General features: G+C 74.8%; 13 protein-coding genes. 2 read left to right on the top strand and 11 right to left on the bottom strand.

The features are described 5' to 3' along the window. Window positions 1–17: 17 nt before the first annotated feature. The 8 genes from ACFPCY_RS20105 to ACFPCY_RS20070 form a co-directional block, all read right to left on the bottom strand. Complete coding sequence (locus ACFPCY_RS20105; protein WP_378257293.1) at window positions 18–1,346, bottom strand: discoidin domain-containing protein; 1,329 nt, start codon at window positions 1,344–1,346, stop codon at window positions 18–20. Beyond that, window positions 1,343–1,930 (bottom strand): phage tail protein, encoded by a 588-nt coding sequence (locus ACFPCY_RS20100; protein ID WP_378257291.1) that lies wholly within the window; start codon window positions 1,928–1,930, stop codon window positions 1,343–1,345. The genes ACFPCY_RS20105 and ACFPCY_RS20100 overlap by 4 nt, the downstream gene beginning before the upstream one ends. 8 nt (window positions 1,931–1,938) lie before the next feature. After that, complete coding sequence (locus tag ACFPCY_RS20095) at window positions 1,939–3,891, bottom strand: putative baseplate assembly protein (RefSeq protein WP_378257289.1); 1,953 nt, start codon at window positions 3,889–3,891, stop codon at window positions 1,939–1,941. Then, window positions 3,891–4,334: a GPW/gp25 family protein gene (locus tag ACFPCY_RS20090; RefSeq protein ID WP_378257288.1), complete on the bottom strand. Its 444-nt coding sequence runs from the start codon at window positions 4,332–4,334 to the stop codon at window positions 3,891–3,893. The genes ACFPCY_RS20095 and ACFPCY_RS20090 overlap by 1 nt, the downstream gene beginning before the upstream one ends. A 92-nt stretch (window positions 4,335–4,426) precedes the next feature. Next, window positions 4,427–6,205, bottom strand: coding sequence for a VgrG-related protein (locus tag ACFPCY_RS20085; RefSeq protein ID WP_378257286.1), 1,779 nt, complete (start codon window positions 6,203–6,205; stop codon window positions 4,427–4,429). A 12-nt stretch (window positions 6,206–6,217) separates the two neighbouring features. Beyond that, complete coding sequence (locus tag ACFPCY_RS20080) at window positions 6,218–6,925, bottom strand: CIS tube protein (protein ID WP_378257285.1); 708 nt, start codon at window positions 6,923–6,925, stop codon at window positions 6,218–6,220. After that, window positions 6,925–7,362: a phage tail protein gene (locus ACFPCY_RS20075; RefSeq protein WP_378257284.1), complete on the bottom strand. Its 438-nt coding sequence runs from the start codon at window positions 7,360–7,362 to the stop codon at window positions 6,925–6,927. Before ACFPCY_RS20075 ends, ACFPCY_RS20080 begins: the two co-directional genes overlap by 1 nt. Window positions 7,363–7,395: 33 nt before the next feature. Beyond that, a complete protein-coding gene (locus tag ACFPCY_RS20070) occupies window positions 7,396–7,593 on the bottom strand; it encodes a hypothetical protein (RefSeq protein ID WP_378257283.1) in 198 nt (65 codons plus the stop codon). Window positions 7,594–7,780: 187 nt separating this feature from the next. Here ACFPCY_RS20070 and ACFPCY_RS20065 point away from each other — a divergent pair, with 187 nt between their 5' ends. After that, window positions 7,781–8,155 (top strand): hypothetical protein, encoded by a 375-nt coding sequence (locus ACFPCY_RS20065; RefSeq protein ID WP_378257281.1) that lies wholly within the window; start codon window positions 7,781–7,783, stop codon window positions 8,153–8,155. Between the two features lie 60 nt (window positions 8,156–8,215). Further along, window positions 8,216–8,353 carry a hypothetical protein gene (locus ACFPCY_RS20060; protein WP_378257279.1) on the top strand — a complete coding sequence of 46 codons (138 nt, stop codon included), beginning with the start codon at window positions 8,216–8,218 and terminating at the stop codon, window positions 8,351–8,353. 2,972 nt (window positions 8,354–11,325) lie between these two features. Here the strand turns inward: ACFPCY_RS20060 and ACFPCY_RS20055 are convergent. The 3 genes from ACFPCY_RS20055 to ACFPCY_RS20045 are packed head-to-tail and all read right to left on the bottom strand — an operon-like array spanning window position 11,326 to window position 12,433. After that, window positions 11,326–11,496, bottom strand: coding sequence for a DUF6760 family protein (locus tag ACFPCY_RS20055; protein ID WP_378257277.1), 171 nt, complete (start codon window positions 11,494–11,496; stop codon window positions 11,326–11,328). Continuing rightward, window positions 11,493–11,990 (bottom strand): hypothetical protein, encoded by a 498-nt coding sequence (locus ACFPCY_RS20050; protein WP_378257275.1) that lies wholly within the window; start codon window positions 11,988–11,990, stop codon window positions 11,493–11,495. The genes ACFPCY_RS20055 and ACFPCY_RS20050 overlap by 4 nt, the downstream gene beginning before the upstream one ends. Continuing rightward, the gene (locus ACFPCY_RS20045; protein ID WP_253882524.1) at window positions 11,990–12,433 is read right to left on the bottom strand and encodes a phage tail protein; all 444 of its coding nucleotides are present in this window, start codon (window positions 12,431–12,433) and stop codon (window positions 11,990–11,992) included. The genes ACFPCY_RS20050 and ACFPCY_RS20045 overlap by 1 nt, the downstream gene beginning before the upstream one ends. Window positions 12,434–12,477 lie beyond the last annotated feature (44 nt).

The raw sequence follows: 12,477 nt of genomic DNA, 5'->3' as shown, positions 1-12,477 counted from the left end.
CGCGCCGTCCGGACCGGTCACTGGCTCCGGGCCAGCGACCGGCCGAAGAACTCGACCTCGGTGATGCCCACCTGGACGGTCGGCCCCGCGCCGTAGGCCGCCTTCAGCGTCAGCCGGACGGTGACCACCTTGCGGCCCCGCAGCCGCAGCTTCTGCGGTCCGGGGGCGTCGTCCAGGTTCAGCGTCCGGATGACGCTCCTGCCGTCCGACGAGGTCAGCTTCGCCTCGATGACCTGCGGACGGGCCTGCTTGGCGTACTGGTCCGGCTGCTTCGACACGCCCGGCGTGATGATCACGTTGAGCAGGTCGCGGGGCTGGCCGAAGGACGCCTCCAGGTACTGGCCCGCGCCGTTGCCGCCGTACCCGTCGCCCCAGAACGTGTCGTTCAGCCCGTCGAACGCAAGCTGCGGGCCGTGCACGGGATCGGAGTGCGACGCCTTGGCGGAGCTCGCGGTGATCGGCGCGCGCTTGGCGAAGTGGGCCACCACGCCGTTCACGGCGTCGTCGGCGTAGGCGGCGCCGGTGCCGACCACGCCCACCCCCACCGCCCCGACGGTCACCATGCCGAGCGTGCGGTTGAGCCCGCGCCGGAGACGCGGCCGCTCCCCCGCCCACGGCGTCTCCCTGTCGCCGGGCTCCAGGATGCGCCGCCACCAGGAGCGCGTCCGCGAACCCGCGGGGTCGGCCGCGGCCAGGCTCATCGCGCACTTGCGGCAGAAGTGCCGGTCGCGCGGGTTGGGGGTGTCGCACCAGGGGCAGACGATGCCGCCGATGACGGGCTGGTCCTCGACCATCCGCACCTGCGGCCGGGCGGGTTCGGGCCGTCCGGGCAGGACGGGCGCGACGTGCGGGTCGCGCTGCGCGGCCGGACGCTGCTCCTCCAGCGGGATCAGCAACCGCCGCGCCCGCTCGGCGGCGTCCGATCCCGGCTGCGACTCCGCGCCGGGAACCTGCGCCGAGGCTCCAGCAGACGGCGCGCCGAACGACGCGCCGGACGGTGACCCGAACGACGCCGCGGGCGGCGCCGTGGGCAGCCGTTCCTGGCGAGTGGGGGCCGGGTCGCGGCTGCCTTGCGCCGCGTCCTGGCCGCCGGGTGCGGGGTGCTGGACGGCGGGTGCGGTCCTGGGCTGGTCGCCTCCGGAGAGCGCGCGGGCGATGGCCGATTCGCCGGGTGCGTGATCCTCGGACGGGCCCGGCAGCGTCGGGGCCTCGCTCTCCGGCCCGGCGAGGGACGGCTGCGGCGGGTCGGAACGGTCGCCCCAGTCCAGCACCGCGCCGCAGATGTCGCAGAACGACCCGGACTGCCGGGTCGCTCCGCACTCGGGGCAGATCTCCCTGGAACTCATCGGCCGTCCTCCTCGCCGGTCGGGCTCGCCTTCGGATCGCGTCGCGGGGTCGGGGCGTCCAGCGGGAGGACCCGGACGCGGTAGGGCACGTGCGCGGGCCGCGCGGCGGCCACCAGGTCCTCCAGCCGGCGGACGTCCACCGAGCCGGGGTCGGCCACCTTGAGGAAGACCTCCAGGCGCGGTTCCGGCTCGCCCGGGATGACCCCGAGCGGGCGGCCCGACCAGGCCGCCCCGCCGCTCTCGATGATCTCCGGCTCGACCCCGAACGCGAGCTGGATCGCGGCGGCCAGGCCGCGCCGGGTGCCGCGCAGCCGGTGCAGCCGGGCGGCCATCGCGACCGTCCCGCGCGCCTGGAGGTCCGGCTCGTCGCCCGACAGCTCGGCCCCGACCCAGCCGCCGAGCCAGGTGACGAAGTCGGGCGGCGCCAGGTGCGGCGAGAAGTACGCCTCCAGGCAGTCCAGCACCGACAGGACGGGCGCGAACACCTCGTCCAGCCCGGCGGTGAAGCGCTGCGCCAGGTCGTCCTCGGCGAACACGCCGGGCAGGTGCGCGGCCAGCGGCCAGGGCGTCTCCAGGCCGTCCACGCCCGCCCTCACTGCTTGCCCCCCAGCACGCGGACCTTGTGGTCGTGGGAGAACAGCAGCGCGGCGGGCGACAGGTCGATGCGGTCCACGGCCTCGCCGCGCTTGCCGGTCAGCGGGTCGGCGGCGTGCAGGCGCACCTCGTCCACCAGCTCGACGCCGGGGACGCGCTGCAGCGCCGCGAACACCTCCCCGGCCTGGAGCGGGCGCCCGAACGGCCAGCCGCGGCCGTCCGCGCCGCCGGTCAGCGGGTCGAGGTGGGCGTACAGGGCGGCGAGCGCGGCGGCGCGGACCTTCTCGGCCTCGGCGGCGGCGAACGCGTGCAGCGTGGCGACCACCGTGACGCCCTGGTAGAACGGCGGCCCGACGGCCAGCCGGACCCCGATCGGACGCCGGTCGTCCAGGTAGCGGGTGATGCGGGCGAGCAGGTCGTCCTCCGGGACGAGGTGCTCGAACCGCAGCCGTCCGCCGGAGTCGGGGACGGCCTGCGGCACGACCAGCACCCGCACCGCGCCGACGCCGGCCTCGTCCACCGGGAGGCAGCGCAGCCGGGCCGCCTCGGGCGCGGCGCGGCGGGCGAGCTCCTCGTAGTCGCGCGGGGTGACCGCGCGGTCCTGGGCGCGCAGCGTGATCGGGGCGCGGCGGCGCGCCTCGTCGAGGGTCTCGGCGTCCACGCCGCCGCGCGCCGCCTCCCGGTTGGTGACGCGGGCGACGTACGGGATGGAGCTGCGCAGCACGCACAGCGCTCCGCGCGCGACGTTGCCCGCGTGCCCGCCGCCGGTGCGGTAGGAGCGGGCGCGCAGCAGCGCGCCCTTCGGCGGGACGGCCCCGTACTGCCGCAGCCCGCCGTCCGGGAGCCGGACGGCCGGGCCGAACGCCACCTCGCCGGTCGCCGAGTCGAGGCGGACGTGCCGGTCGTCCGGGCCGGAAGCGGCGAAGTGGTCCACGACCTCCCAGGTGTCCCAGCCGTCCCCGGCCGACGACTCCAGGACGAGCGGCGGCGTGCCGTCCACGACGGGCGTGCGGGACAGCTCGAACCGCTGCCCCGGCACCCCGGCCGACTCGCCGAGCACCTCGTCGGTGATGAGCTCGGCGTGCACGGCGCCCGTCGTCCCGCCGATCGTGGCGGCCTCGGCCGACCGGACGGTCGGCGACACCGAGTAGAACGGCTGTCCGGGGCGCGGTTCGAGCACGCGGCAGCGGATCCAGGCGGCCTCGTGCGCGCCGAGCCGCGACGTCTGGTGCCCGGCGGGCACGTGCAGGACGATCTCGCCGGGCCGGTTCAGTCCGCCGGTTCCGTCGCCGTCCACCTCGCACTCGCGCCAGCCGGAACCGGTCCACGCCTCCCACACCAGCGGCGGCTGGCGCGGGTCGACGCCGACGCCGTCCACCCGGCTGTCGAGCCGCAGCAGCACCGCGCAGGACGGCACCGCCGCCGACAGCCCGAACGCCAGCACGTCGCCGGGACGCGGCGGCGAGCCGAAGCAGTCGACGTCCTTGCCCTCCAGCAGGTCGGCGGTGCGGTCGGCGAGCGGTCCGTCGTGCTGCTGCGCGCCGAGCCGCACCAGCTCGCACGGGACCACGTCCAGCGCGGTCTCGGTGGCGAACACCGTCGACTCCTCGGTCTCGGTGCGCGCGGTCGCGACCTCCGTGTGCGGCGGCAGGGTGACCGTGAGCTCCTGCGGCGCCGACAGCCAGAACGTCACGTCGGTGCGGGCCGCGGACGGCGGCAGCAGCGTGATGCCGAGCAGGTCCAGGAACGCCAGGTAGTTCTTGTCGGGGACGCGGTTCAGCCGGTACACGATCTGGTCGGCCATGTGCGCCACGGCCTCGATCAGCGTCACGCCCGGATCGGACACGTTGTGGTCGGTCCACTCCGGGGCGCGCCGCTGGATGTAGCGCTTGGCGTCGTCGACGAACTGCTGGAAGTGCCGGTCGTCGAGGTTGGGCGAGGGCAGCGCCATCAGCCGGCCGCCCTCTCCCCGGCGTCCCGCCGGTCGTCGCCGGGCTCGTCGTGCCGCGGGATCACGTAGAAGGGGAAGACCAGGTTGCGCGGGTTGTTGGTGCCGCGGATCCGGTACCGGACGTCGATGTAGAGGACGCCGGCGTCCTCGACGTCGGCGGTGACCTGGACGTCCTCGACGTCGATGCGCGGCTCCCAGCGGTCCAGGCTGGTCCGCACCTCGTACCCGATGCGGCCCGCCGTCTCCTCGTTGACCGGGGCGAACACCATGTCGTGGATGGCGCAGCCGAACTCCGGACGGGTGGGACGCTCGCCGGGCGCGGTCGCCAGCACCAGGCGCATCGCCTCCTCGATCTCCCGTTCCCCGGTCACCAGCGCGATGCCGCCCGAGGCGCTGACGCGCATCGGGAAGGCCCAACCCGCGCCGACGAACTGTTCCCCCATCGTTTCCTCTCGAATGGTCCCTGCCGTTCCGTCGTCCTACGCCGCGCGCCGCGTCCGGCCGCCCGGGGCGTCCGGACGCGGCGGGGGCGCGGTCACGCCGGAATCACCATGACCGGCATCTCGTTCTGCTGGAGCAGGCCGACGACGTTGACCTTGCCCTGGACCTCCACCATGCCGGTGATCTTGAGCATGGCGGCCTCCATGCCGATCTCCGCGCCCTTGATGTCGATCGCCGCGCCGTTCACCTGGACCGTCGCGCCGCCGTCCACGGTCACGCCGCGGGCGCCGTGGATCTCCACCGTGCCGTCGCTGTGCACCTTCACCCGGGTGCCGAGCTCGTTCAGCTCGACCGACATCCGGTCGTCGCCGCTCGACACCGTCACGCCCCGCTTGGCGGGCGCGTCCAGCAGCTCGATCCGCTGGCCGCTGCGGGACGCCAGCGCCCGCCAGTTCACCTTGCCGCCCGCGCCGACCAGCGGGCTGCGCTCGTAGCGGGGCAGCCGGTCGACGCCGTTGTACAGGCCGCCGAGCACGTACGGGTGGTCGAGCGCGCCGCGGTCGAACGCGACGAGCACCTCGTCGTTCACCTCGGGCATGATCAGCGAGCCGCCGCCGCGCCCGCCGAACTGGACGACCCGGGCCCAGTCGCTGACGTACTTGTCGTCCAGCCACGGGAAGCGCAGCCGGACGCGGCCCTGCCGCTGCGGGTCCTGCACGTCGGTGACGATCGCGATCGCCACGCCGTCCATCCGGGGCGCGGGCTGGCCGCCGCCCGAGGCGAGCCCGAACAGCGAGCGGTGCTGGCGTCCGGTCACCGTCACGTGCGACTCGTAGCGCTCCCCTCCGGCGAACACGTGCCGGACGGTCGTCACGGTGTACTTGCCCTCGAACGGCTTGCCGATCCCGTTCAGCGCCACCGGCAGCCCCGGCCGCAGCTTCGGGTCGCCGCGCACGACGGCCTCCAGCTCGGCGAACGCGGCGCTGACGTCGGCGGCGAGCGCGTCGGCCGCGCCCTTCACCTCGGCCTGCCGGTCGTAGGGGACCGAGGTCTCCACCAGCGTCGCCGGGCCGAACTTGCCGATCGCGGCGCCGCCGGTCGTGCCGATCTTCAGCTCGGGGTTGCTCGTCGCGGGCGACCGCGAGGTGAGCGGCTGCTTGCCCGCCACGTCCCAGCCCCGGACCTCGACCTCCTTGACCTGGTCGGACGCGGTCACGCCGGTCCGCACGCGCAGCAGGTTGACGCCGAACTCCAGGACGTAGTGGCTGTCCTTGGCGTGCGTGCCCGCGCCCGGCGCCGCGGCGGCGTCGGTCGGCTTGACGAACCGGAACTTCCCCTCGTCGTCGAACGACATCTCCACGTCGTTCTCCTGCGCGAGCCGGGTCAGGAAGTCCCAGTCGGTCACGTTCGGCTGCGTGATCAGCTCGTACACGGTCGTGGTCGAGTCGATCTTCCCGATCTTCAGGCCGTCCCGTCCGGCCAGCCGGCGCGCGATGTCGGAGGCGGTCATGTTGACGTACCCCTCGACGCGGCGCTGCCGCAGCAGCCGGTGGCCGGGGTCGTGGCCGCGGATCACGCTGTACTTGCCGGTGCCGTCGCAGTCGGCCTCCAGCGCGGTGACCTCGCCGGTGAACAGCGGCTTGCCGCCGTCCCGGCCGACCGCGAGCGCGCGCAGCACCACCTTGGAGCCGATCGTCACGCCGAGCCGGTTCAGCACCCGCTGGTGCGGGTCGCGGAAGGTCAGCTGGAACGCCGCCGGCACGTTCACCGACGCGTCCACCCAGCCCTCGACCAGCAGCGGCTTGATCGTCGCCGGGAGCGGCGCGCCGTCGATCGTGACGGCGAGCAGGTTGGTATAGGTTCCCTCGGACATGTGACCCCGGTTCTAGGCGTGGATCTCGTCGGCGGCGGGCAGCAGCAGTTCGCGGCCGGGCCGCAGCCGCATCGGGTCGTCGATGCCGTTGGCCTCGGCGATCACCCGCCAGGCGGTCGCGTCGCCGTACTCGCGCCAGGCCAGCGAGGCCAGCGTGTCCCCCGCCACCAGCCGGTGCACCCGGCGCGCCGACAGCGCCCCGGACGTCGGGTTCTGCCCGGCGGTCAGCTGCGGGATCTCCGCCAGGCTCACCCGGCAGGTCGCGCGGATCGGCTCGCCCGTCGCGTCGAACAACGTGTAGGACGCGCTGACCTGCTGCACATAGGCGACGAACCGGACCGTGTCGAACTTCCCCCACTCGAAGATCACCCAGGGCGGGGACGGCCGGTCCGGCAGACTGGACGGCGTCACCCGCAGGCAGGAGAACAGCGTCTCCACCGCCTTGCGGACCTTGGAGTCGCCCGGCTTGTCGGAGCTGTCGAGGAACATCTCCAGGTCCAGGCTCTGCTGGTCGGAGCCGAGGAACTCGGCCTTGCCCGCCACCCGGGACGCCACCGTCGGCGTGTAGCGCCACTGCGCGGACCGGGTGATCTCCAGCTGCGCCGGGTTGAACTGGAACGGGATCTTCTTGATCACGCCGCCCGGGGTGGTGGAGTCCCCCGCGGGCGGCTCGTGCACGCTGAGCGTCGCCTTGACGTGGCTGGTGCGCCCGCCGGCCATCAGGAACCCCCCGCCCCGGTGAAGCCGTGGTGCGCCAGCTCCAGCACCTCGGTCGCGACGGTGTTGGAACTCGGGTCGAGCGTCGGGCCCGTCCAGGTCACGGGCAGCACGTCGAGCAGGCCCCAGCGCGCGACGAGCTCGCCGTTGGCGCGCAGCGCCTCGATCTGCGCGGTCGGCCGCCGGATGCCGGTCGACACCGACGAGATCCAGGTCATCACCTTCACGGTGTCCTCGTTGATCGGGCGGGTCAGCCGGACGTTGGAGTGCCGCACGCGGGTGGGCAGCTGCCACACGTGGCCGTTGTTGCCGCCCTCCTCGCGCAGCTCCACGTCCACCTGCGCCGCCAGGCCGTCGCAGCCGTTCCAGTTCCCCAGCGACTCGCCGTCGATGGACAGCCGGAAATACAGGCTCGACCCCGGATCCTTGGTCGTGCTCATCGTTCCCTTCCCTCGGCCGACACGGCCGGGCCGTCAGCGCCGCGGATCACGCAGCCGCCCCATCCGCTCGCGGTCCAGCCGCAGTTCCGTGCGCAGCAGCCGGGACAGCGGCCCGACCAGGCGCCGCGCCAGCTCGTCCAGATCGGGCTCCCGCCCCTCACCCGGCGTCCGCGCCGGTTTGCTTCCGCCACCGTCGTTTCTCCGGTCCGGGGAGGACGCGACGTTCGTCACCGTCCGCGGTCCTGCCGTCCCTCCGCCTCCGCCTCCGCCGGGCGGGCGCACGACCGGCGCGGACGGCCGGACCGGCTCCTGCGCCGGGGCGGTGCGCTGAACGGTCACGGGCACGGGTGGGGGCGCACTCGGACCGCTGCTCGCGGTCTCCCGTCCTGCCGCTCGCTGCACCGGGAGGCCGGCGGAGGTGGGCACCGTCGGCAACGGCTGCGGCGCGTCGGACGTCCCGGCGTTTCCGGACGCGTCGGACCCCGCGCTCGCCAGCGGCAACGCGCCGACCGCCGGGACAGAACCGGTGGCCGCTCGCTGCACCGCCGTGCCGGGGCCGCTCGGCCGCAGCGGGACGACCGCCGGTGCCGCCGTCTTGGCCGCCTCCTTCGGACGCCGCAGCCGCACCGGCTGCGCGGATGCCTCAACACCGCCGGGCATGTCGCCGATGACCTGCGGAAATGCGGGCGAAGCGGGCGCCGCCGGTGCGTCGTTGTCGCGCAGTCTGGGCCGGACGACAGCCCTCTGGACCGGCGTTCCGGCCGCTGGCGGCGGGCTGGGAACGCTCGGCTGAGCGGTGTTCCCTCGGGCGACCTCGGCCGCGAGAGGCGCGCTCGCTTCGATCGTCCGCTGGATGGGCTGGCGTCGCGACGCGATGGGCACGACGCGAATGTCCTGCGAAGCCCTGTGGCCCGCGCCGCCGGACGGCGATGTCCCGCCGCCGGTCAGCGCACGTCCGGTGACCGGCCGCGCCGCGACGGTCGCCCGCTGAACGGGCACGGGCGCGTCCGCGACGTGGGCGTCCGCAGCGTTCGTCTGGGATGCCGCGCCGGCGCCCGAACTGCCGGGTTCTGGTGCAGCGGCACTCCGCTGGACGGGAAGCGCCGCACCGAGAGACGTCCCGGCGGACGAACCGGGCCGTACCTGTCCCAGCGGCTCCGCCGAAGGCGGCATGGAGCGCAGCGGCGCGCCGAGCCCTCCGCGTGCGGGCGCGGGACCCTCCGCCGGGCGCACACCAGCCGAGGGCTTGGCCGCGTCCCTCGCAGGCGCTACCCCCGAAGTGCCGCCGGCTTCCGCCGCCTCAGGCGCAGCCGCGCGTCCGGCGGTTACCCCGTGACCCGCGTGCGGACCAGACGGCGCAGCGGGCTCTCCCGCGCGCCTGACACCGGACGCGCCGTCCAGAGGCGCCCCCAGCCCGAGCCGTGGAGGCTTGGAGCCATCGCTTCCGCTTCGGGATCCGCGCGCGACCCGCTGCACGGGCAGCCCGCCTGCCACGCCGCCCTTGGCCGCGGAGCTCGGCGCGCCAGACGCAGGCGTCCCAGGGGCGGACGCGCTCGATCCACGCGCATCGGCCCCAGACGCGCCCGACGCGCGCGACCCGGATGCCGGACCGCCGGACGGGGGCGTACCCAGACCAGGAATCCCGGACGCAGACGTGCTGCTCCCAGACGTGCCCAGAGCCCCCGTGCCGGACGTAGGGGCACCGGGCGCGGAGCCACCAGCCGCAGGTCCGCTTGAACCTGGGGTAGCGGACGCGGATGCACCGGGCACAGGCGTGCTCGACGCGCGCGCACCCGCTCCGGAGGCTCCCGACGCAGGGCCGCCGGGCGCGGGCATTCCCGTACCGCGTGCGCCAACCCCGGACGCACCAGAAACGGGCGCTCCGGGCGTGGACTGCCTCGACGCGTGAGCACCGGGTGCGGAAGCGCTCGACGCAGACGCGCTTGACGTCCGCGCACCGGACGCCGATGTCCCAGACCCAGGACTACTGGACGCGGACGCGCCAGTCGCGGACGCCCCGGTCACGGGACTGCTCGGCGCGGGCGTGCCGGACGTGGATACTCCGGACGCGGGAATGCCTGGCACGGGTGTGCCCGACCGGGCCGCGCCAGAGGCAGGCGTTGCGGGCGTGGACTGCCTCGACGCCGAGCCGCCGGGCGCACCGCTGCTCGACGTGCGCGCACCGGGTCCGGACGCACCTGAAGTGCGTCCGTCCCGCGTAGGCGAACCCGAGTTGGACGTCCTGGCCCCAGGCGTGCCCGAAGGGAGCGCTCCGGCCGCAGGCGTGGCAGAGCTGGCCGTCCCGCGCCCCGGCGCGCCCGAGGAGTGCGCGCCAGGCGCAGGCGCGGCGGACTCGGGCGCGCCGCTCCCCCGCGTTCCCGACGTGTGCGCGCCAGGCGCAGGGACAGAAGGCTTGGGAGTGCCGTTCCCAGGCGTTCCCGTCGTGGGCGTGCCAGGCGCAGGCGCAGCAGGCCGGGGCGTGCCGCTTCCCCGCGTTGCCGACGTGTGCGCGCCCGGCGCAGGTGTTGCGGGCTTGGGCGTGCTGGTGTCGGGCGTCCCCGAAACGCGTGTGCCGGACGCGCCCGCGCCAGACGCAGGTGCGCCTGACGCGGGTCCGCTGGGGCTCTGCGGGCTCGACGCGGGACTGCCGGACGCGGAGGTGTTCCGCGCGGGCTTGCCGGACGCGGGAACGCTAGATCCTGGCGTGGTCGGCGCGGACGTGCCGGATGCGGGCTTTCCTGGAGTGGGCGTGCGGGAAGTTGGTGCGACGGGGGCGGGAGCCGTGCTGCTGCTGGTTTTGCGGGCAGCGCGTTGCACGGGCGTGTTGTCCGTCGCGCTGGGCGCGGGCGGGGTGGGCTTCAGCGGACGGCTCGGCGGGGTCGTCCCGCTGAGAGGCGCCCCCAGGGCGGGACGGGCGGGGGCGGTGAAGTCGGGCGCGTGCGTAGGCTGCGCGGCGTCGGCTTCGGGCGCCTGAGGCGTGGGAGTCGTCCCGCCTACGGGCGCACCGAGGCCAGGGCGTCGGGCAGGAGGTTGCGCGGTGTTGGACGTCGCCTTGCGTTGCACTGGCGCCGCGGTGCTCGGAGGTGGAGTGGCCGGTGCGGAGGCGGTTCGGCCGGATGACGAGGGCTCCGTAGCGCCCGTCGCGGAGCGGGGAGCAGGCGCGGCGGGCGCGGGGCCCGGTGAGACGCGAGGCGGGGTTGCCGGGCGGACGCGGCGCAGCGGAGGCTGGCTCACTCTCGCCGTGGTCAGAGGTGAGCCCGTCGCCCGCACCGGACGGGCCGGACCCGCAGAACGCCCCGAGGCCGCACCGTCAGGAGCAGCCGTCGGCGCGTCCAAGGGAGCGGGCGGTGTCATGCTGCGCGGAGCCGGAGCCGGAGCCGGGGCCGCGGCCGGACGGCTGGGAGACGTCCGAGCGGGCGAAGGCGCGGGGCTCGCGCCGCCCACGTGGCGCAGCGGAACGACCGCCGGGCGTGGCGCCCATGCGGCACCGCCCTCGGCCTCGCCCGTCGTCGCCTCGGGACGCGCCGGACGGACCACCGGCAGGGACGACCCCGGCGCGCCGAGCGCGATGGGGCCGCCGACCGGACGCGCCATGCCGCGCACCAGCCCGGACGGCGCCTCCGGCCGGACGAGATGGGTGAGTTCGCCCGACAGCATCGGACGCTGCCACGTGGACAGCGCCGAGCCGAAGCCCGGATCCGCCACCGGACGCAGCGGACGGACCGGAGCGGGCACCGGGAGCCCCGTCCAGCCCGGATCGTCCCCACGCCCAGAAGCCGCACCACCAGACGCCGCACCGGCGGACGCCGCGCCAGCAGACGCCCCGCCGGGCGACGCCGCACCCGGAGACCCGGCACCCGGAGATCCCGCGGCCGGGGTCCCGGGTGCGGCGGTCGGCGGAGTCGCGGGTTCGGCGCCGTCCGCGCCGGGCGAGCGGCGGAACAGGTCACGGATGGCCATGGGTCACCCGTCCGCCTGCGCCGCGGCATTCGCGCGGTTCACGAAGCCGACGATGTGCGACAGGTAGCGCCGCCGGTCGAGGTGCTCCAGGTCGAGGATCTCCGCGCGCGACCAGTGGAAGTGGTAGGCGATGTACGCGACCTCCTCGTGCAGCCGATCGGGCGCGTACGTCACGATTCCCCCAGGCGGCTCCCGCCGAGGTCCACCTCGAACGCCTCGTCGCAGGACGGGCAGGTCACCTCGGCGCGGGTGTGCCCCTCGGCGTTGATCTGCCGGTAGAAGTCCTGCAGGAACGCGAGGTCGGAGGCGAACATGTTCTCCACGATCCCGTCGTGCACCATCGGCAGCGTGCCCAGCCGGGTGATGACCCGGCCGAGCAGCACGACCGACAGGTACGGCGGGTTCTCGCGGACCCGCACGTCCTGCAGCGGGACGAGCTCGTCGCGGGCGGTGGCGAGCCGCATGGCGCCGTGCCGGTGCACGGCGCCGTTCTCGTCCACGTAGCCGCGGGGCAGCTCGAACTCGAACTCGGTGCGCATCGGCTCGTCCCGGCCCGGCGGCGCCGTCGCGGAGAGCGGGGGTGGCGCCACGCCGTCGGCCGGGGCGGGCCGGGACGAGGTCTGGCCGCCCGGAACGGCGTCCGGGACGACGGGGGCGGAGCGGCGCATCACTCGATCGTCAGCTCTTCGAAGGTGATGGTGACCGTCTCGGTGAGCGCGGCGTTGCCGCCCGCCTCGAGCTGGCTCGCCTCGATCTTGCTGCACCACGCGTTGCGCATGTGGTACCGCTTCACCGGGTTGTTCTGGTAGTCCATCACGATGATGCTGGCGTTCTTGCGCGCCGAGCCCATGTTGCCCTTGATGGAGTCCTTGATCCAGGTGGTGAACGCCTGGCTCTCGGTCTGGCCGCGGACCACGGTGCACTCGCCCGCCTGCGCGACGCCGGGCATCTTCTTGGTGACCGGCTTGCCCTGCGCCGAGTTCTGCTTGAACTCGATGACGTCCTGGGAGTAGGTCAGTCCCGTGACGCTCTGGAGGTACTCCACCATCACGCCGTCGATCTGCAGGCCGAAGTTGTGCGACGCGACGGCGTCGCCACCCTGGAAGCCCATCGTTCCTCTTTCAGGTCAGGAAGGTTCGAACGGGGAGGGGCCGC

The sequence above is a fragment of the Actinomadura gamaensis genome, assembly GCF_042652125.1.
GTDB classification, from domain to species: domain Bacteria; phylum Actinomycetota; class Actinomycetes; order Streptosporangiales; family Streptosporangiaceae; genus Spirillospora; species Spirillospora gamaensis.
The sequence above is the reverse complement of the archived record's forward strand: the minus strand, read 5'-3'. Positions and strand labels throughout refer to the sequence as shown.